Annotated in this window: 19 protein-coding genes; 6 read left to right on the top strand and 13 right to left on the bottom strand. The window is 62.9% G+C overall.

Annotated elements, in window-relative coordinates; all coding sequences use genetic code 11:
• Nucleotides 1–2: 2 nt before the first annotated feature.
• A complete protein-coding gene (locus ACK59H_RS06315; protein ID WP_060477002.1) occupies nt 3–842 on the bottom strand; it encodes a MaoC family dehydratase N-terminal domain-containing protein in 840 nt (279 codons plus the stop codon).
• 125 nt (nt 843–967) lie between these two features.
• Here ACK59H_RS06315 and ACK59H_RS06310 point away from each other — a divergent pair, with 125 nt between their 5' ends.
• A complete protein-coding gene (locus ACK59H_RS06310; RefSeq protein ID WP_060477003.1) occupies nt 968–1,861 on the top strand; it encodes a LysR family transcriptional regulator in 894 nt (297 codons plus the stop codon).
• A 22-nt stretch (nt 1,862–1,883) separates the two neighbouring features.
• On the opposite strand, the gene ACK59H_RS06305 is transcribed toward ACK59H_RS06310, so the two are convergent.
• From ACK59H_RS06305 to ACK59H_RS06280, 6 genes are all read right to left on the bottom strand, one after another.
• On the bottom strand, nt 1,884–2,603 hold the full coding sequence (locus ACK59H_RS06305; RefSeq protein ID WP_060477004.1) for a TorF family putative porin: 720 nt from the start codon (nt 2,601–2,603) through the stop codon (nt 1,884–1,886).
• A 97-nt stretch (nt 2,604–2,700) separates the two neighbouring features.
• Nucleotides 2,701–3,087, bottom strand: coding sequence for a VOC family protein (locus ACK59H_RS06300; RefSeq protein WP_409264320.1), 387 nt, complete (start codon nt 3,085–3,087; stop codon nt 2,701–2,703).
• A 97-nt stretch (nt 3,088–3,184) separates the two neighbouring features.
• Nucleotides 3,185–3,430 (bottom strand): hypothetical protein, encoded by a 246-nt coding sequence (locus ACK59H_RS06295; RefSeq protein WP_186477913.1) that lies wholly within the window; start codon nt 3,428–3,430, stop codon nt 3,185–3,187.
• 128 nt (nt 3,431–3,558) lie between these two features.
• On the bottom strand, nt 3,559–3,888 hold the full coding sequence (locus ACK59H_RS06290) for a DUF202 domain-containing protein (RefSeq protein WP_207869669.1): 330 nt from the start codon (nt 3,886–3,888) through the stop codon (nt 3,559–3,561).
• Nucleotides 3,881–4,267, bottom strand: a complete 387-nt coding sequence (locus tag ACK59H_RS06285; protein WP_202884451.1) for a YidH family protein — start codon at nt 4,265–4,267, stop codon at nt 3,881–3,883. The genes ACK59H_RS06290 and ACK59H_RS06285 overlap by 8 nt, the downstream gene beginning before the upstream one ends.
• 97 nt (nt 4,268–4,364) lie before the next feature.
• Nucleotides 4,365–6,077, bottom strand: a complete 1,713-nt coding sequence (locus ACK59H_RS06280) for an FAD-dependent oxidoreductase (protein WP_409264318.1) — start codon at nt 6,075–6,077, stop codon at nt 4,365–4,367.
• 183 nt (nt 6,078–6,260) lie between these two features.
• Between ACK59H_RS06280 and ACK59H_RS06275 the strand changes: the two genes are divergently transcribed.
• The 3 genes from ACK59H_RS06275 to ACK59H_RS06265 all read left to right on the top strand — a co-directional run bounded on the left by ACK59H_RS06275 (nt 6,261) and on the right by ACK59H_RS06265 (nt 9,065).
• Nucleotides 6,261–7,037 (top strand): IclR family transcriptional regulator, encoded by a 777-nt coding sequence (locus ACK59H_RS06275; RefSeq protein WP_409264317.1) that lies wholly within the window; start codon nt 6,261–6,263, stop codon nt 7,035–7,037.
• Nucleotides 7,038–7,175: 138 nt separating this feature from the next.
• A complete protein-coding gene (locus ACK59H_RS06270; protein ID WP_409264316.1) occupies nt 7,176–8,228 on the top strand; it encodes a Gfo/Idh/MocA family protein in 1,053 nt (350 codons plus the stop codon).
• Between the two features lie 21 nt (nt 8,229–8,249).
• Nucleotides 8,250–9,065, top strand: a complete 816-nt coding sequence (locus ACK59H_RS06265) for a sugar phosphate isomerase/epimerase family protein (protein ID WP_409264315.1) — start codon at nt 8,250–8,252, stop codon at nt 9,063–9,065.
• 121 nt (nt 9,066–9,186) lie between these two features.
• On the opposite strand, the gene ACK59H_RS06260 is transcribed toward ACK59H_RS06265, so the two are convergent.
• From ACK59H_RS06260 to ACK59H_RS06240, 5 genes are all read right to left on the bottom strand, one after another.
• Nucleotides 9,187–10,509: an MFS transporter gene (locus ACK59H_RS06260; protein WP_261743516.1), complete on the bottom strand. Its 1,323-nt coding sequence runs from the start codon at nt 10,507–10,509 to the stop codon at nt 9,187–9,189.
• A gap of 167 nt (nt 10,510–10,676) precedes the next feature.
• Nucleotides 10,677–12,350 (bottom strand): FAD-dependent oxidoreductase, encoded by a 1,674-nt coding sequence (locus ACK59H_RS06255; protein WP_397468444.1) that lies wholly within the window; start codon nt 12,348–12,350, stop codon nt 10,677–10,679.
• A 21-nt stretch (nt 12,351–12,371) separates the two neighbouring features.
• Nucleotides 12,372–12,692 (bottom strand): NIPSNAP family protein, encoded by a 321-nt coding sequence (locus ACK59H_RS06250; protein ID WP_060477015.1) that lies wholly within the window; start codon nt 12,690–12,692, stop codon nt 12,372–12,374.
• Nucleotides 12,677–14,404 carry an FAD-dependent oxidoreductase gene (locus ACK59H_RS06245; protein WP_409264314.1) on the bottom strand — a complete coding sequence of 576 codons (1,728 nt, stop codon included), beginning with the start codon at nt 14,402–14,404 and terminating at the stop codon, nt 12,677–12,679. The genes ACK59H_RS06250 and ACK59H_RS06245 overlap by 16 nt, the downstream gene beginning before the upstream one ends.
• A 4-nt stretch (nt 14,405–14,408) precedes the next feature.
• Nucleotides 14,409–15,218: a shikimate dehydrogenase family protein gene (locus ACK59H_RS06240; protein WP_409264313.1), complete on the bottom strand. Its 810-nt coding sequence runs from the start codon at nt 15,216–15,218 to the stop codon at nt 14,409–14,411.
• 144 nt (nt 15,219–15,362) lie between these two features.
• Between ACK59H_RS06240 and ACK59H_RS06235 the strand changes: the two genes are divergently transcribed.
• Entirely contained in the window at nt 15,363–16,133 is a 771-nt protein-coding gene (locus ACK59H_RS06235; protein ID WP_060477017.1) for an IclR family transcriptional regulator, read from the top strand.
• A gap of 119 nt (nt 16,134–16,252) precedes the next feature.
• Nucleotides 16,253–16,657 (top strand): DUF2251 domain-containing protein, encoded by a 405-nt coding sequence (locus tag ACK59H_RS06230; RefSeq protein ID WP_186477902.1) that lies wholly within the window; start codon nt 16,253–16,255, stop codon nt 16,655–16,657.
• A 403-nt stretch (nt 16,658–17,060) separates the two neighbouring features.
• Here the strand turns inward: ACK59H_RS06230 and ACK59H_RS06225 are convergent, their stop codons facing one another.
• Nucleotides 17,061–18,287 carry an MFS transporter gene (locus ACK59H_RS06225; RefSeq protein ID WP_397468441.1) on the bottom strand — a complete coding sequence of 409 codons (1,227 nt, stop codon included), beginning with the start codon at nt 18,285–18,287 and terminating at the stop codon, nt 17,061–17,063.
• Nucleotides 18,288–18,316 lie beyond the last annotated feature (29 nt).

Here is an 18,316-nt window from a genome sequence, read left to right as displayed (position 1 = left end):
TATCAGTCAAAAACCACGTCTGCGCTTTGCGCCACGCCGTCGGCATTGCCAGCCCACAGCTGGGCTTGGCCGGGTGCACTGATGCGGCCGGCCACCTCGAACGACCCCGGCACGGTCAGCGGGCGCACGCCGCGGTAGGCGAAGTGGCGCACCTGCTTGCCTGGGTTGGCGCGCATGAACGCTTGCAGGTTCAACGTGGCAATCATCGGGCCGTGCACCACTAAGCCTGCGTAGCCTTCGGTGCCGGTGACGTAGGGGTAGTCGTAGTGGATGCGGTGGCCGTTGAAGGTGACGGCCGAATACCGGAACAACAGGGTGGGTGTGGGCGTCACCGTTTCGCTCCAATCGGCCGGGGCTTCTGCCGGGGCGCTGTGCAGCTTCGGTGGGTTGGGTTCGCGGTACACGATGTCCTGTTCTTCACGCACGCACAGCTGCCCGTTCTGCAGGTACTCATGACGCACTGTGACAAACAGCAGGGCGCCAGTGCGGCCATGCTTTTGCTCGATGTGCAGCAGGGTCGAGCGGCGCTGGGCCTGCGCGCCAACGATCAAGGGTGCGATGAAGTCGACCCGCCCGCCAGCCCACATGCGGTTACGGTTGTCGGCCGGGGGCAGGAAACCGCCGCGAGCCGGGTGGCCGTCACCGCCTAGCTGTGACTCGGCCACTGGTTCCTGGAAAAAGCACCACATCCATAAAGCTGGAAGGGGTTGCCCTGCGGCGGGTGGGGTTTGCCCAAAGGTGGCGGCAATGCGCTTGATCAGGTTCAGGCTCAATTCATCGACGGCATCCTCGGTACGCCCCATCCAGGCGCTGTAGTCGATGGGCGAGTGGCAAGCAGTCATAACCGTGGGCCTCTGCATTTGTTGTTATGGGCCGATGATGGAAGGTGCTTGGCATTCTGTGAATTTGCATTTGTATAAGGCCGCGTTCATGTATGCTGAACGCCACGCCATCCATGGGAGCGTCTATGCACTTTGATCTGGCAGACCTGAGGCTTTTCATCCATATCGGCGAGTCACCGAGCCTCACCCAGGGCGCGCGTCGGGCGTTTCTTTCGCCAGCGGCCGCCAGTGCCCGGATCAAGGCCTTGGAAGCACAGCTTGATAGCCGCCTGCTGTACCGTGACAGCCGTGGCGTGGAATTGACCCCTGCAGGGCAGAAGTTGTTGATGCATGCCCGTTTGATCATGCGCCAGGTCGACTACCTCAAAGCTGAGTTCGCTCAGTTCGGCACCGACCAGGTGGGGCATATTCGGATCTTCGCCAACACCACCGCCGTCACCGAATTTTTGCCAGAAGTGCTTGCCGGCTTCATGGCCAAACGCCCCGGGGTCACCGTCGACCTGCAGGAGCGCCTGTCGCGGGACATCGTGCGGGGCGTGCTCGATGGCAGCAGCGATATGGGCATCATCGCCGGGCCCGTGGAAGCCAGCGGCTTGCAGGTGCTGCATTTCAGTACCGACAGGCTGGTGCTGATCGTACCGACGGCCCACGAGCTGGCCGGGCGCAAGACGGTGACGTTGAAGCAGACCCTGGCGTTCCAGCACATCGGCCTGCACGACGGCAGCACCTTGCTGAGTTTTCTACGTGACCATGTGGAACGTATGGGCCTGAACCTCTCGCTACGGATTCAGCTGTCGAGCTTCGAGGCCATCTGCCGGCTGGTGGAAGCCGGGGTGGGCATCGGTATCATCCCCGAATCTGCCGCCATCCGGCATAGCCAGACCATGGAGCTGGTCACCATCGATCTGGACGAGCCGTGGGCCGTGCGCGAGCGCAGCATCCTGGTGCGCGAGCTGCAGGCTTTGCCGGGTACGGTGCGGGCGTTGATCGCGACACTGATGCCAGCCAGCGCGGGCTGATGCCGGCGCTGGGGCTTGTAACTCAGAAAAAGCTGCGTTGGGCTTTGAGGGTCACCATGCTTTCGCAGGCGCTGTTGATACCGGCATAGGCATCGCAGCCGCTGCCGCTGAGGTTGGAGTTGCTGTAGATCAGGTTGAGATCGATACCAAGCCAGGGTCGCGACAGCTCAAGCGACCAGTCGGAAAAGCCGTTGATCTGGCTACCGTCACCGAGTGTGAAGGGTGTTCCCAGGCGATGGTGGGCGAGCTTGACGGTCAGGTCCACGTCGAACAAGGGCAACTGGCCGAAGTCGGCGAACAGCGTGCCGGTGCGGTTGTCCGGGTTATCACGCCAAGCCCCCCCGAAGCGGCTGCCCAATATCGACAGCCCGCCGTAGAGGGCAAAGCTTTCAGCACCGGCGATGTTCGGCTGGCTGTAGTGAACCAGGCCCACCTCGTAACCCAGGGTATTGTCGAAGTGGTGCTTGTAGCCGGTGTAGCTGTCCAGGCGCAGGGTGGAGTCCGGTGCCACCCCCATACTGGGCGCATACTGGCCAATGTACCAGCCGCTGGGATGGCTAAGGTCCAGCCCGCCGTGAAAAGCGCCCACCGCAGTCGGCGAGATTAACCCCTGGGCCATGCTGCGCGACGGGGTGGTGCCAAGCTTGAAGTCGAAATCGCCCAATTGGCGCTGGATCAGTTGCGCGTGCAATGCCGGGCTCGTAAGAAGCGCCGCAGTCAGCAACAGAAGGGGCCTGGTCATGGTCACCGTCCTGGAAGGCTTGCTCTTGAGCGGGTAAGGATACCTGTAGGCGGTCCACCTCGGCCAGCCGCACGTGACTGGAGGCTGCCAAGCTGTGCTAGCCAACAGGCAGGTGTTCGGCGATCTCGATCAGGTTCAGGTCGGGATCGCGTACATACACCGAGCGGATTGGGCCGGTCGCACCGGTGCGCTGCACGGGGCCTTCAACGATGGGCCAGTGCGCTGCATGCAGGCGGGCAATCACCTCATCCAGAGTAATGCTGGCGATAAAGCAAAGGTCCAGCGCGCCGGGCACTGGTAGATGCGCCTTGGGCTCGAACTCATGGCCGCGCACATGCACGTTGATCTTCTGGTTGCCGAAGCGAAACGCCAACCGCCCAGCACCGAATGTTTCGCGCTGCATGCCCAGCACACGTGTGTAGAAGTCGCTGCACGCATCGACGTCGATGGTCGTCAGTACCAGGTGGTCCAGGTGGTCGATCATTGGGCATCCTCCGGTCATGTTGCGCTTGGGCCAGGCAGACGGTGTTTCATAGCCTAACCGATGTTATTACCGCAACCTGCGGGCGGCGTTCGCTGGGTCAACCTTGGGCACCACCTTGATCTTCGCTGCGCTCGGTAATCACTTGCTCGTTGGCAGATCGCTCAATCACACGTTTGCGCAGTTCATATTCCTCCAGCGACAGGCCGTGGCGCTGGATTGCTTCCAGTTGCAGTTGCCGGGACTCTTGGGGAGTGTATGGACGCAGTTCAGGGTGGCTGGCGCAGCCGCTGAGCACAGCGATAGCGGCGATTGCAGTGAGCAGCAGGCGGGCCGAGGTGTTCATTGGGCAAGCTCCGGGATTCGGTCGGTATGAATCGATGGAGCTAGGTTATTGAATGCCGGTTTGGGATAGAAATTGGTGCTGTCGATAGTGACTATCGAGCCAGGCAGGCCGCCCGCTAGGCCTCTGGGCTACCAGGCCAGAATCGCGAACAACTCCACGGCGCACAGCACCGTCACGCAGACGGCCAACAAGAGGTTCACCGTCACCCCGGATGCGATGATTTCGGCCTGCAGGCCGATCAGGTTGCGCTGATAGCTGCGCCGTAACCGCAACCAGGCGGCGCCAGCGGCCAGCAGGCAGACTATCGCTGGGCCTACGGCCAGCCAGCCATGCTGCGGGACCCAGCGTAAAAAGAAGCAGCTGCACACCACCATGGCCAGAATGGTCCGACGCCATGCCAGCAGTGTGCGCTCCGGCTGCAAGCCGTCATCGGCCTGCAGGCGCGTCGGGTCAGGCATGGAAGAACACCGCGTAGGCAAAAAACGCCATCACCAGCGATACGCCGATCGACAGCGCCGGGGCAATCAGAGGGAAGGGCAGCGGCCGTTTATGGCGCATGGCCCGCTCTACGTTGAGCCAGCGTCCGAACGCCGGCAGGCTCAAGAGCAAGGCCAGGCTGATCAAGGCCACCGCCAGCAGGCGCCGGGTGCCGGAGCTGAAGATCTCGGCAGTGAACATGTCCACGGCTATACCGCTGGCCAGCAGCGCCAGGGAGGTTCTGATCCAGGCCAGGAAGGTGCGCTCGTTGGCCAGGGTGAAACGTGGATCAGGTTCCTGGCCATTCGCCAGGAGCTTGCTGGCCAGCCAGCCGCGGGAAGGTTCTGGGGGCTTGTTCAAAGGCAATCGTCCTCCTTGGATAAGGTCGGGATGCAGTCGGCCCGCCCAGTTTGATTGGCAAACCTAGCCCCTGTCCATGATTTGCCAACTGCTGGCGCTATTCATAGGTGGTCACGCCGCTGATATGCCTCGCCGCGACGTAGCCGAAGGTCAGCGCCGGCCCAAGGTTGATGCCGCCAGACGGGTACCAGCCGCCGAAGATGCTGGCCATGTCGGTGCCGGCCGCGTACAACCCATTGATTGGCTGGCCGGCCTCGTTCAGCACCCGCGCGTGGCCATCAGTGCGCAGCCCGGCGAACGTGCCGAAGCAGCCGGGTTGCACCTTCACAGCGTAGAACGGCCCATGCTCGATGGGCGCCACGCATGGGTTGGGCCCTGGGTGCATGGGGTCGCCCTGCTTGCGGTTGAACGGGGTCGAGCCACGGCCGAAGGCTGGGTCCTGGCCCTGGCGTGCGTGTAGGTTGAAGTCTGCCACGGTGGCGCTCAGCCCAGCAGGGTCGATACCGCATGCCTTGGCCAAGTCAGCCAGCGTCTGGCCGCGTTTGAGGTAGCCACTGCGCAGATGCGCGCCCAGGGGTAATGGTGCAGGGCGCACATAGCCCAGGCCGAAGCGCCGCACGAAGCGGTGGTCGCAGATCAGCCAGGAGCACACCGGCTCGCCCGCTGGCACGGCTTCGATCATCGCTGATACGTAGTCGTAGTAGCCGTGCGCTTCATTGACGAAGCGCTTGCCGTTGGCCAATACGCCGATGATGCCGGGCTTGCCCCGTTCGATGATGTGCGGAAAATGGCCTGTGCTGCCGTCGCGGTGGGGGACTTTCGAAACCGGTGCCCAGGCAACCGATGATTTCAGGTCGGTGGCTACCACACCGCCAGCCGCTTCACCCAGGCGTAAACCGTCGCCTGAGCAGGACGGTGGCGGCAGGGCGAGGTTGTCGTAGCCGCTGTCGTCACGCGGGAACAGTTGCCGACGGCGTTCAGCGTCGTTGGGGAAGCCTCCGGCAGCCAATATCACGGCTCTGGCGCGTATTGTTCGCTCGCCCTGTGCGGTGTCCAGTACTGCGCCTTGCACCTTACCGTCTTTGAGCAGCAGGCGTTTGGCCGACGTCGACTCGATCATTCGCACACCCAGGTCTTCGGCGGATTTGGCCAGCCGTGCCACCAGCGCAACCCCGTTGACCAAATGCATGGCGCGACCATAGCGGGCCAGATGATACAGGTGACGAGCGAAGCGTTTGCCCACATGCAACAAGGCACGCGGTGAGCGCGTCATGTTGAGGAACGCTGCCAGGTCAGCGCCGGCCATGATTGGCATGCCCATGAACGAGGTTTCCCGTAGGGTCTTGCGCAGGCGCGGGAGCAGCGCGCCAAGCTGGCGGGCATCGTAAGGGGCGGCTATCACCTGATGGCCACCGAGTGCAGCGCCAGGGGTGTCACCATGCATGTCGGGGATGCCGTTGCCGTCTGCAAATTGCAACGTGGTGTGCCGTTCGAAGAACGCGACCATGTGTGGGCAAGCTTCCAGAAACGCATCCACGCGCTCAGCGTCATAGCGTGTGCCCAGTTCGTTGCGCAGGTAGGTACGCGGCTGCTCGATGTCTTCGCAGATGCCTGCGCGCTGGGCCAGCGGGTTGCGGGGCACCCATGCCCAGCCCCCGGACCAGGCGGTTGCACCACCGAAGACGGGGTCTTTTTCCACCAGCACGACCTTCTGCCCATGCCAGGCAGCCGTAACGGCCGCAGCCAGGCCGGCTGCGCCAGAGCCGACCACCAGTACGTCGCAGTCGCGTGGGAAGGATTGGGCAGGCATCGAGGGTTCTCCGGGTTATTATTGGAATCGGGTTCCATAATATTCGAAGGTATAGGCGATCCGGCAACCTGGAACCACAAGTTGTGGTCGATTAGCGGACACTCTCAGGTTTCTGCCGCTGAATTCGTATCTTCCAGATGGAATGATCTTCTAGAATCCGCACAAAATTGCAGGGATACAGGTATGGCAGGTAGTCAGATCGAACGCGCTTTCAGTCTTGTCGAGAGCTTGACCGGCGAGCCCCATGGCCTGGGGCTGCAAGTCTTGGCAGAACGTCTGGACATTCCCAAGAGCGCAGCCCACCGCATGCTCAGTGAACTGGTGCGCCTTGGCTACGTGCGTCAGAACCGCGACAACAGCCGCTATCAGTTATCGGCCAAACTGGTGGCGTTGGGCTTCCGTTACCTATCCAGTAGCGGCGCCGACATCATTCAGCCCATTCTTGATCGCTTGGCCCAGGAAAGTGGTGAACTGGTGCGCCTTGGGGTGGTCGAGGGCAACCGCCAGACCTGGATCGCCAAGTCGCAAGGTGCCCGTTCCGGCCTGCGTTACGACCCCGACATGGGCCGCGATGCGCCATTGTTCTATACCGCTTCCGGGCACGCGTGGCTTGCCAGCCTCAGCGACGAGCAAGCCGTGCAGATGGTGTTGCGCCAGGGCATCGCCGACCCTGCCCAGTTCGGCCCCAATGCGCCGAGGTCCATGGACGAGCTATTGGCTTACCTGCACCAAGCCCGCCAACGGGGCTATGCCTGGGTCGAGCAAACCTCTGCGATAGGCACCTCGGCGCTGGCCGCGGTGGTGCGCCGCCCACAGGGTGGTGAAGTGATTGGCGTGCTCAGTGTTGCCGGCCCCAGCGCCCGCCTGGCGCAAGCTCGGCTGGCGGACCTTGCGCCGTTGCTGTTGAGCGCGGCACAAGAGCTGTCCGCCGCCAGCCCAGCCAGTGAGATCTTCGCCTAAGGTCAATTTGTGGTCGATAACCGCACAGTCCAACGCTCTCACCGTTCTGAATTACTGAACTTGGTTCTACATTGTGCATATGCGATTCCGGAACCCGGTTTCATAATCGCATCACAACAATGACAAGAGGACAGTGCGTTGAATTCACCCTTACGAGTTGCCTTGATCGGCGCTGGAATCATGGGCCGCCAGCACTACCAACACCTGAGCCAGTTGCCCCAGGCCCGGCTATGCGCCGTGGCAGATCCAGGCCTGCAAGCCGAGGCTTTCGCTGCCCAATGCGGTGCTGCCTATTATGCCGATCACCGGAAGATGCTCGAGCACGCCAGGCCAGACGCTGTGATCGTCGCCAACCCTAACAACCTGCATGTGGCTTGCGCCCTGGATTGTGTGGAGGCCGGCATACCGGTGCTGGTGGAAAAGCCTGTGGGCGTGCACCTGGATGAAGTGCGTAGTTTGGTAGAGGCCTCGCGTAAGCGGAACGTGCCAGTGCTGGTCGGTCATCATCGGCGGCACAACCCGCTGATCACCAAAGCCCGCGAGGTGATCGAGCAAGGCAAGCTGGGCCGCTTGGTCAACGTCACTGCCCTCTGGCAGTTGCAAAAACCCGACAGCTACTTCGAAACGCCCTGGCGCCGCGAACCCGGCGCGGGCTTTCTGCTGACCAACTTGATCCATGACCTGGACCTGCTGCGCTTTCTGTGTGGGGAGGTCGTCCAGGTGCAGGCGTTCACCCGTAACGACGTGCGCGGCTTCGCCAATGAAGACAGCGCCGCGGTGCTGCTGCAGTTCGCCAACGGCGCGCTGGGCAGCCTGACGGGGTCCGACGCGGTGGCCGCGCCGTGGAGCTGGGAGCTGGACTCAGGTGAAAGCCCGGTTTATCCGCGTCAGGAGGGCCAACCTTGCTACTTGCTCGCTGGCACCGAAGGGGCAATGAGCATTCCGCAGCTCAAACGCTGGCATTACGCCGAGGCAGGCTCGGGCTGGCATACGCCATTGCTGCAAAGCCGCGAAAGCATTCCTGCAGGCCAAGCCCTGACCTTGCAATTGCAGCACTTCATCCGTGTAGCCCAAGGCCGTGAGGCGCCGTTGATCGATGCCGCCGATGGCGGTCGCACGCTGGCGCTGGTCGATGCCATCCGCGAGGCTGCCGAAACCGGCCGGGCCTGTGCCCCTGCGTTGATCGCCTGATTTTTTTCCCAAGGTACTGACATGACCGATCGAATTTTCTCTCTCGCGGCGTTGACCGTGCTCGAGCTGTCCCCACCAGACATGGTGGAGGTAGCGGCCCGTGCCGGTTATAGCCATGTGGGCCTGCGCCTGGTCCCGGCCACCGAGCAGGAGCAGCACTTCCCGCTGGTGGCAGACCCACAGCTGCGCCGCCAAACGAAGGCACGCCTTTGCGACACTGGCATCAAGGTGCTCGACCTGGAAATCCTCAGGCTCAAGCCCGATACCTGCGTGGCTGATTTCGAACCGATATTAGCGGTTGGCGCGGAGCTTGGCGGCTCAGAGCTGCTGGTGGCGGGCAACGACTCCGACAGCGCTCGCCTGACTGAGCACTTTGCGCAGCTGTGCGACCTGGCTGCCGGTTATGGCATCTATCCGCATCTGGAATTCATGCCTTGGACCGACGTGCGCGACCTGCGCCAGGCCATGGAAGTCGTGGCCAAGGCCGATCGGGCCAATGGCTGTGTGCTGGTCGATGCGTTTCACTTCAACCGTTCGCGGTGCTCGCTGGAGGATCTTGCACAGCTGCCGCCATCGCGCATGCGCTACGCCCAGTTGTGCGACGTGGCAGGCCCTGTGCCTGCCGAGATGGAGGAGATCCTGCGCCAGGCGCGCAATGAGCGGCGTTTCCCAGGTGATGGCGATGCTGACCTGGTGGGGCTGCTGCGCGCCTTGCCGGCGACGGTGCCCTTGAGCCTGGAAATCCCAACCCGCCGATTGATGGAGCAGGGCATCAGCGCTGAGCAGCGGGCGCGCATGGCACTGGACAAGGCCCGAGCGGTGCTCGCACGGCGCTAGCGTTCATCGCCAGTATTCCAACGTTTCATGCTCATGCATTGGGGCCGCAACGCGGCCCCAATTGGCGTTATGGACTGACATCACTCGGACAGGCCCAGCAACTGCCAGGACTTTACGTCAGTCAGGCCTGGAGTTTGCGCGGCGCCATGAAGTACATCCATATCAGCGCCAGGAAGTACATGGCCGGAATCAAGGTGAACAGCACGGCATAGTTGTTGTGAGTGGCCATCAACACGCTGCCGACGATCTGCGTCATGAACATGCCGCCAACCGCTGCACACATGCTGGCAAAACCGAATACCGTGCTGATCAGGTGCTTGGGCGTGTAGTCCATCACCAGGCTCCAGATGTTCGCAGTCCATGCCTGATGCGCACCCACCGCCAAGGCGATGGCCAGCACTGCCACCCACAGCCCGCTGGCATGGGCAGCGAAGGTCACGCTGACCATGGTGCAGGCGAAGATCAGCATCGACACCAGCCGCGCGGTGGTTGCGCGTACGCCTCGGCCGATCAGCCACGATGAGAGGATGCCGCCACCGATGCTGCCGAAGTCTGCGGTCAGCCAGATCAGCATCAGTGGCACCCCCATCTGGGTCACACTGATGCCCAAGTTGTACTGCTGGTTGAGGAAAGGCGGCAGCCAGTACAGGTAGAACCAGAACACCGGCGCAGTGATCGCGTAGGCTACGGCAAAGGCCCAGGTGCCGCGCATGCCGAGGATACGGCTAAAAGGCAGGCGCTCCACCTCCGGTTCTGCGTCCTGTTCGATGTAGTCCAGTTCACGCTGGCTGACCTTTGGGTGTTCTTGCGGGTTGAAGTACTTGAGGCTCCAGAACACCAGCCAGACCAGGCCCAGGCAACCCATGGCGATGAACGCAGCCTGCCAGCCCCAGACGGTGAGTATCAGCGGCAGCAGGGCCGGGGTGACCATGGCACCGACGTTGGTGCCAGCGTTGAACAGGCCAGTGGCGATGGCCCTTTCACCGGCAGGGAACCACAGGCGTACGGTCTTGACGCAGGCTGGATAGTTGGCCGCTTCGGTCAGGCCCAGGATGAAACGGCAGACCATGAAGCCAGCCGCAGACGTGGCAAGGCCATGGGCGCCGGTGGCCAGGCTCCAGAGCAGCACGGCGGCGAAGAAGGCGCGTTTGACCCCAACCTTGTCGATCAGCCGGCCCTGGAGCACGAAGCCCACGGCATAGCCGACCTGGAACCAGAAGTTGATGTTGGCGTAGTCCATCGCCGTCCAGTTCATGGCCTTGGCCAGTTCCGGCTGCATGATGCCCAAGGCGGCGCGGTCGATGTAGTTCAGGGTAGTGGCGAAAAACACCAGGGCGAGCATGCCCCATCGCGTCTTGCCTACGGCAAAGGCGCCACGGATCTTGTCGCCGATGCCAGCAGCAGGCGGCTGCAGGCTCGCGCTGGAGAGCTTGGAGTGGTTCATATTCTCGGTCGTTTCTTGAAATTGTATAGAACGGCGGTTTGCAGAACCTGACCTGGCCCCAGGCAGGGGGCTACACGCAAGGCCGGTGCATGGTGGGCAGTGCAAGGGCGAGCGTCAATTCGCAGTGGCCGGCTTCTGTTCGATAACCGAACGATTGTGCGCCCAGCTCATGGCTCGCAGAGCGCTTTGCCAGCCAGGTAGCCGAAGGTCATGCCCGGGCCCAGGGTGATACCGCCACTAGGATAATGCCCAGCCATGATGCTGTGCATGTCGTTGCCGACCGCGAACAGGCCAGGAATCGGCTGCTGCGCTTCATCCAGCACGCGTGCCACGGCATCGGTTTGCAGACCGGCGAATGTGCCAAGGCTGCCTGGCAGCAGTTTCACCGCATGAAACGGCCCGCGGCCCAGTGGCCGCAATGCAGGGTTGGGCCTATGCAACGGCTCGCCCTGGGCCCTGTTATAAGCCGAGCTGCCGCGCTGGAAGACCGGGTCCTGGCCATGTGCGGCGTGGCGGTTGAACTCGGCGACGGTGAGCTGCAGTTGCGCAGCATCGATGCCACAACGTTGCGCCAGCTCTGCCAAGGTCTCGCCGCTGAGCAGATAACCACAGCGTTGGTAAGCGCCGAGCGGGAACGGGAACGGCTTGGCCCAGCCGATGCCGTAACGCCGTTGTGCGCGATGGTCGCAGATCAGCCATGCCTCAGGGGCTTGGCCAGGCGGGGAGGCGGCGAACAGGGCGTTCATGAAATCGTGGTAGCAATCGGCTTCGTTGACAAAACGCCGGCCATCCCGGCGCACGGCGATGAAGCCTGGCTTGGCTCGATCGATCAGGTGCGGAAAGTTGCCAACACTGCCGTCGCGGCGTGGGACGCGTGATATGGGCGCCCAGGCGCCGGCTTGTGGCAACTGCGGGCCTAGCTGGCCGCCAACCTGTTCACCCAGGCGCAGGCCATCCCCACAATTGTGGGGCGGGGCGGCAGAGTAATGTGCTAGGCCATCAGGTGCATGAGGCATCAGCTGGGCGATGCGCTGGCGGTCATGGGCAAAGCCGCCACAGGCCAGGACCACGCCACGACGTGCCCGGATGACCTGGCCATCGGCGAACTGTGCGCCCTCGATACGTTCTGCGCCGAGCAAGCGTGTAGCTGCTTTGTCAGTGAGTAGCGTGACCTCACGGTCCAGCGCGCTGCGCAACAACCGCGCAACGAGCGCGTTGCCGTTGACCAGATGCAGGCCCCGGCGGTGCAGCAACAGATCGCGCCCGTGACGCAGCAGGCGCTTGCCGACGTGCCAGGCGGCTTTGGGGGAGTGACGGGCATTGAAGAAGGCAGCCAGGTCAGCGCCACCTGCGATGCCCATACCCGCCAGGCTGACGATATCCAAAGGTGGGCGCAGCTTGTGTAGCCATTGGCCCAGCAGGCGGCCGTCGTAGGGCTGGGCGCACAATAAGCGCCCGCCAGCCGAACTGCCATCGCCTTCACGCATATCGGGCATCGTGCTGCCGGACTGAAACTGCACCGCGGTGTGGTGCTGGAAGAACGCTACCATCTGCGGGCCATGCTGCAGGAACGCACGCTGGCGAGCATCCAGTTCTGCGCTGTGGGTCTGTGCCCGCAGGTAACGCTCCGGCGCATCGTGCGCTTCGATGATGCCCTCGGCGACGGCCAGCGGATTTCGCGCAATCCATAGCCAGCCCCCCGACCAGGCGCTGGTGCCACCGAGCTGGCTGGCCTTTTCCGCAACGATCACGTTCAGCCCGTGGTGCGCGGCCGTTACGGCGGCAGCCAGGCCCGAGGCGCCGGAGCCGATGACAAGTACGTCACAGTCGAGGGGTTGCATGGGTTGATCCTTATAGGCGTGCTATTTCAGCGGCGAAAAACCAGTGGGCCGCAGCAGCCGCGATTGCAGCTGCAACACGGCGCCCAATTCCCGGTTGCGCCGGGAAAACTCCGCCCAGCGCGGGTCGGCTGCCATCGCGGCACGCCGCGCCATGCGCTCGTCCAGGCTTGCGTATGCCCAGAGATGAACCACTTGGTTGACCTCGCCGAATTCACTGGTGAAAAAGCCCACCAGGTTGCCCAAATGCTCGCTTTGCACTTCAAGGGCGTGACGCTGATACAGGGCCAGCCAGTCCGCCATTTTCAGCGGGTCAAGGGTGTAGGTTCTCAGTTCGTAGTACACGCGGGTTGCTCCCGTTCAGTGGCTTGCGCCTGCAGGCGCGAGGCGATATGGCTGGCGGCGAGCCAGCCGAAGGTAAGGGCAGGGCCCAGGGTAATACCGGGGCCAGGATAGGTACCGTTCATCATCGAGTTCATGTCGTTGCCCACGGCATAGAGCCCGGCAATCGCAGCGCCGCTGCGGTTGAGCACATTGGCGTTGGCGTCGGTGACCAGGCCACATGCCGAACCCAGGTCGCCAGTGTGCAGGCGGATGGCATAGAACGGCGCCTTGCTCAGCGGGGCCAGGCAGGGGTTGGGCTGGTGCTGTGGGTCGCCCATGTAACGGTTGTAGCTGTTGCCGCCCTTGCCGAACTGGGGGTCGATGCCGTTGCGGGCATCGGTGTTGAAGCGATCAAGCGTCTGCTGCAAGACGTGTGGATCGACACCGATGGCTAGCGCCAGATCGGCTACGCTGGCGGCGCGGTGCAAGTAGCCGGCATCGATCAACGCGCTGTTGTCCACCGGCTTTGGCCGAGCCAGCCCCAGGCCATAGCGGTTCATGGCCCAGGCGTCGCAGATCAACCAGCAATGGCCAATGCCGTTGCTGAGCATGGACTGCACGAAGTGATGATAAGAGTTGGACTCGTTGACGAAACGCCGCCCGCCGGGGTCGACTGCGATCACACCTGGCTTGGCGCGGTCGGTGACCAAGTGCGGGAAGCGTTCGCGCTCACCATTGGCATGGCGCAACTGCGATACCGGCGCCCAGAAAAAATTCGCCGCCAGGTCTTGGCCGTGCGCGGCGGCTACCGGCTCGCCCAGGCGCAGCGCTGCGCCATCATTGCTCGGCGGCGACATGCTCAGGTGCTCGCCGGCGGCATCGGGGCGGTAGGTGGCCGCCAACTGCCCAGCGGCAAAGCCCCCCATTGCGCAGACCACACCACCTCGGGCTTGTACTTCAAGGGTGCGGCCCTCGCGTTGGATGATAACGCCTGTAACCTCACCCTGTTCGATCACCAGTTCTTGCGCTTCACTGCGCAACCACAACTGGCAGCCGTGAGCGAAAGCGCTGCTGGCCAGCCGGGCGATCATTGCGTTGCCAGTGGTCAGGCGGGTGCCACGCGGGTGGTGCAGCCGATCCCACCCATAGCGTGCCATGAGCTTCAGGCAGTGCCACAGTGAAGCCGGCGACCGACGAAGGTTGAGAAAGTGCTGGATGTCCACACGGTTGACCATCATGCCGCCGAACAGCAGCATGCCTGGTGGTGGCATTTGGAGGTCCCTGAAGTGCGCGCCCAAGTGGCGGCCGTCGTATTCGACCATCTCCAGCGCGCGGCCGAACTCGGTCGCACCGGGTTGGTCGGGGTAGTAGTCCGGCGAGTGCGGGCGCAAGCTGTAGCGCAGTTCGGTGTTGCGCTCAAGCCATCTCAGGGCCTGGTGACCTTGCTCGATGAACGCCTCCACCAATGGCGGGTTGTAATCGCTGCCGATGACCGCCTTCAAGTAGGTACGCATGGCGTCAGGGGAGTCCTTGGCCCCGGCCGCACGGGCCTGATCGCTGCCGTGGATCCAGACCGCACCGCCGGAAATCGCCGAGGTACCGCCAAAGCGTTCGGCCTTTTCCACCACCAGCACCTTGAGCCCTAGACGGGACGCGGTGGCCGCAGTGGCCAACCCGCCGGCCCCGCTGCCCAGGACAACCAGATCGAACTGTGTTCGTTCGCTAATGCTCATGGCCTCAGATCTCCAGCGGTGTGACGCCCATGAAGGCGCCGAGGTGGCCCAGCTGGGCAAAGGCCATTTGGGCTCCGGTCTGGATCGGGCAGCCGCGTTCACGGGCCTGTTGCAGCAGCGGGGTGATTTCCGGTGAGGTGACGACGTCAGCCACCAGGGTCGAGGCTGCCAGGGTTGCCAGCAGTACCGCGGGCAACGGTAGCTCGCCGCTGCCCCCCATACCGACCGCAGAGGCGTTGACCACCAGGTCGAACCCTTGCAGTGAGCGGTAATCAGTCGCGACAGCTAGCTGCCCGAAGGCATTGCCGAGCATTTCACTCAGCGCCCCGACGCGCTCGGCGCAGGGGTCGCTGAGGGTGATGCCGTGGATCCCTGCTTCACCCAATGCGTAGGCGATCGCACTGCCGACCCCGCCGCAGCCCAGTATCAGCGCCCGCTTGCCGCTGGCGATGAAGCCATGCAGGCGCGCCGCCCCCAGAAAACCTGCGCCATCGACGTTGTCGCCAAGCAGCCGGCCATCGGCTTCACGTCGAATCACGTTGACCGATCCCAGCGCCTCGGCCCGCCCACTCAGCGCATCTAGCCGCGGGGCCAGCGCCTGCTTATAGGGCACAGTGACCACGCAGCCGCGCAGGTTGCGCCAGCCACGCAAGCTATCGACGAACGCGTCCAGCGCGGTTTCCTGCAGATCGATGGGCAGCATCGCCATGTCCAGGGCGTGGTTGGCGAACCAGGTGTTGAAATTCTCCGGCGACTTAACCTGGGCGATGGGCGAACCTACGATGGCGACCAGTTCTGTAGAACCTCGGATCATGCTGTGCTCCATGATGCTGTTGTTATGGGGGCCAAGCTTGGCGAGCCGACCAGCATCGGGCAATGCGCTAATCGAGGGTTTGATGCGATAATCGCACTCACGATTCGTTAATCGCATTAGTCGTCAATCAGCACGAGCTCAACCATGCCCCAGCCAGACATTCACCCTCGCGATCTCATCGCCGGCTTGCAGAAAGGCCTGGCGCTGATGCAACTGTTCACCACCGAGCAGCCACGCTTGAGCGTACCCCAGGCGGCCAGGCAGTCAGGCTTGACCCCAAGCGCCGCCCGGCGTTTTCTGTTGACCCTGGTACATGAAGGGTTTGCCGAAACCGACAATCGGCAGTACTGGCTGACGCCCAAGGCCTTGCGTATTGGCCAGGCCTATGTCGATTCGGCGCAATTGCCGCGCATGCTGCGGCCGATCGTCGAGCAGGTGGCTCGGCAAACCCAGGAGCACGTATCGGTGGGCAGCCGTGACGGCGACGAGATCATTCATCTGGTACGCAGCCGTTATAGCCACATCGCATCGCTGTCGATCCGCCCGGGCTCGCGGGTGCCCATGTACTGCACCGCCAGTGGCAGGGTGTGGCTGGCATGGCAGCCACAGACGCAGCTGGACGACTACTTTGCGCGTAACCCTTTGCAGCCCCTGACGCCCTATACCCTGACCGACAAGGAGCAATTGCTCGCGCACCTGCAGCAGGTGCGCGAGCAAGGCTACAGTATCGTTGACCAGGAATATGAAATCGGCATGCGCGTACTGGGCGTACCGCTACTGGACCGCAGCGGCACGCTCAAGGCTACCTTGACCATCACCACCCATGCCTCACGGCTGAGCATCGAAGAAATGCGCATGCGCTACCTGGCGACTTTGTACGAGGCGCAGGCCTTGCTCAGGCCGGTACTGGATTGAGCCAACAAGCCTATGGCGCCCACTGTGCCAGGTCATGGGCCAGCCAGTCGGTTTCCCTTGCGGCCAGTGTCGGATGCTGTGCATGATCAAGCCCCAGTCAATGGAAAAGGAACGCCTGCATGCCTGCCTATCTTGCTGCACAGAACGAGTTATTCGTAGGTGATGGGTTGGTGCTCGAGGCGCCGGCCGGGGAAGGTACGTACGTCGTGGTGTTCGAGGACGATGAGGAAACGGGCTATTTCTACGCGCTGGATACTGCCAGCACTGGCAACCCGATCCAGACCGCACTGCACATCTATGACGTGGACAGCGTCGCAGACAAAGACAAACCCTCGCAGGTCAAGATCGCCTGGTCCGAGGACCACCGCAAGGCTCTGCTGCTGATCAATGACTATCCCCATGCGGTCTTCGACTTCGAAGCCAGGCAAGGCCAGTGCCGTACCGGCTTCCCGCTGCCCATGCACAACGGCTGGTCGCAAACTGGGCAGCAATGGGACGACAGCGCACTAAGGCATTTTGCCTGATGGGCTGCAAAGGGCGCTGCCCGAGGGGCTAGCATCAAGCCGGGGCAATGGGATCAGTTCTTCTGGCTTGGAGCATTGGCCCGCAAGTTCCGAGCGCGCAGCCTCTGCCAGCGACTTGGTCGCGTAACTCGGCGTGAGGCGTAATTTTTCCTGATTGTCGTAGATGTCGTAACCGCTGAATACGGTAGCGACAAAGGACCGAGATCCCGGTTGAGGCAGTGGTTTTTCCATCGGCACAGCCGGAACGATCACGAATCTGGATTGCATGATGTGTGCCTCCCCAGGCAGATACCTTAGTATTAGACTCAAGCCTGGGAGGCATCAATATGACTCATCGGGACGAATCAATGGCGCGTCGCGACACGCGCCCCCGACGAGGCTCACCGCAAGCGTTTGCCAGGCCTCAGCTGCCTTGCACCGCCAGGCTGTTGCTGACATTACGCCCCAGTACCAGCACCGTGACGAAGCCGCAGCCCACCAGCGCCGTGGCCAGGCTCAACAGCACCGAACTGCCCAGCTGATCGACGATACGCCCGCCGAAGAACGAACCCAGCGCGATGATCACCTGAAACATGGCCACGAACAGCGGCATGCCACGTTCGACATCCTTGGGCGCCACCACGAACATCCAGATGCTGGAGCAAGCCGGGAACGCGCCGAAGGCAAAGCCCCACAGCGCGATCAGCATCGCCGCACCTGTCAGGCCTGTTGCAAAATAGGGGAACAACGCAGTGCTGACGCCGATCATGACCGCCACCAGCATCAGGGTATGGCGCACGCTCTGATTGGCGGCGTAGCCTGCGAACAGGTTACCGATCACGCCGGCCACTCCGTAAAGCAGCAGCAGCGAACCAATGGTCGAGCCATCGAAGCCCGAGCTCTGCTTGAAGAACGGGGCCACGTAGGTGTAAGCGGCAAAGTGCGCCAGGCCGATCAGCAGCACGGCAATCAAGCCCACCCGTGCTTGCGGGTTGATGAACAGCGCCGGCAGGTCGCGGATGTGAATGGCTTTGTCCGGGTTCAGCCGCGGTAGCAGGAGCATCTGCGCCAAGACAACCGGCACGCCGAGCAGTGCGGTGACCAGGAACGTCATGCGCCAGCCCATCAAACCGCTCAACCAGGTGCCCACCGGCACGCCCAGCACCGTTGCCAAGGTCACCCCGGCCATGATGATGGACGTGGCCCGGGCCACGCTCACGCCATCAGGCGCCAAGCGACCGCTCAGGGCGATGGCCGTGGCCCAGAAGCCACCAATACTGACCCCCAGCAACACACGCCCGAACAGCAGCAGGCTGAAGTCACTGGCATAGGCCACCACCGAGTTGGCGATGATCATGATCAGTGTCAGGCCAATCAGCAGATAGCGCCGGTCCAAGGCACCGATGCCCACCGACAGAAGCGGTGCCGCCAGTGCAGCCATGATGCCGGGCAGGGTCACCATCAAGCCGGCATGGCCGGCGCTGATGCCCAGGTCGCTGGCCACGTCGTTGAGTACGCCGACAGGCAGAAATTCGCTAGTGACCAGGGCGAAAGCGCCCACCGCGACCGAGAGGATCGCCAGCCATTGCTGTTTGACGCTCTGTTGATTGTGTTCGGGAAGGCCTTCAGAGGCCGGTTTGACGCTTGGCATGCTGCAAATTCCAAGGTGAGGTCGCCGGT

Source organism: Pseudomonas sp. KCJK9000, assembly GCF_046230725.1.
In the GTDB taxonomy this organism is placed as follows: domain Bacteria; phylum Pseudomonadota; class Gammaproteobacteria; order Pseudomonadales; family Pseudomonadaceae; genus Aquipseudomonas; species Aquipseudomonas promysalinigenes.
Note: the sequence above shows the minus strand (reverse complement) of the source record. Positions and strands in the feature narration are given on the sequence as shown.

What these genes read in the sequence shown, in the direction of transcription:
- ACK59H_RS06315 (WP_060477002.1), bottom strand. Translation starts at nt 842, where the DNA reads ATGACTGCTTGCCACTCGCCCATCGACTACAGCGCCTGGATGGGGCGT.
- ACK59H_RS06310 (WP_060477003.1), top strand. Translation starts at nt 968, where the DNA reads ATGCACTTTGATCTGGCAGACCTGAGGCTTTTCATCCATATCGGCGAG.
- ACK59H_RS06305 (WP_060477004.1), bottom strand. Translation starts at nt 2,603, where the DNA reads ATGACCAGGCCCCTTCTGTTGCTGACTGCGGCGCTTCTTACGAGCCCG.
- ACK59H_RS06300 (WP_409264320.1), bottom strand. Translation starts at nt 3,087, where the DNA reads ATGATCGACCACCTGGACCACCTGGTACTGACGACCATCGACGTCGAT.
- ACK59H_RS06295 (WP_186477913.1), bottom strand. Translation starts at nt 3,430, where the DNA reads ATGAACACCTCGGCCCGCCTGCTGCTCACTGCAATCGCCGCTATCGCT.
- ACK59H_RS06290 (WP_207869669.1), bottom strand. Translation starts at nt 3,888, where the DNA reads ATGCCTGACCCGACGCGCCTGCAGGCCGATGACGGCTTGCAGCCGGAG.
- ACK59H_RS06280 (WP_409264318.1), bottom strand. Translation starts at nt 6,077, where the DNA reads ATGCCTGCCCAATCCTTCCCACGCGACTGCGACGTACTGGTGGTCGGC.
- ACK59H_RS06275 (WP_409264317.1), top strand. Translation starts at nt 6,261, where the DNA reads ATGGCAGGTAGTCAGATCGAACGCGCTTTCAGTCTTGTCGAGAGCTTG.
- ACK59H_RS06265 (WP_409264315.1), top strand. Translation starts at nt 8,250, where the DNA reads ATGACCGATCGAATTTTCTCTCTCGCGGCGTTGACCGTGCTCGAGCTG.
- ACK59H_RS06260 (WP_261743516.1), bottom strand. Translation starts at nt 10,509, where the DNA reads ATGAACCACTCCAAGCTCTCCAGCGCGAGCCTGCAGCCGCCTGCTGCT.
- ACK59H_RS06255 (WP_397468444.1), bottom strand. Translation starts at nt 12,350, where the DNA reads ATGCAACCCCTCGACTGTGACGTACTTGTCATCGGCTCCGGCGCCTCG.
- ACK59H_RS06245 (WP_409264314.1), bottom strand. Translation starts at nt 14,404, where the DNA reads ATGAGCATTAGCGAACGAACACAGTTCGATCTGGTTGTCCTGGGCAGC.
- ACK59H_RS06240 (WP_409264313.1), bottom strand. Translation starts at nt 15,218, where the DNA reads ATGATCCGAGGTTCTACAGAACTGGTCGCCATCGTAGGTTCGCCCATC.
- ACK59H_RS06235 (WP_060477017.1), top strand. Translation starts at nt 15,363, where the DNA reads ATGCCCCAGCCAGACATTCACCCTCGCGATCTCATCGCCGGCTTGCAG.
- ACK59H_RS06230 (WP_186477902.1), top strand. Translation starts at nt 16,253, where the DNA reads ATGCCTGCCTATCTTGCTGCACAGAACGAGTTATTCGTAGGTGATGGG.
- ACK59H_RS06225 (WP_397468441.1), bottom strand. Translation starts at nt 18,287, where the DNA reads ATGCCAAGCGTCAAACCGGCCTCTGAAGGCCTTCCCGAACACAATCAA.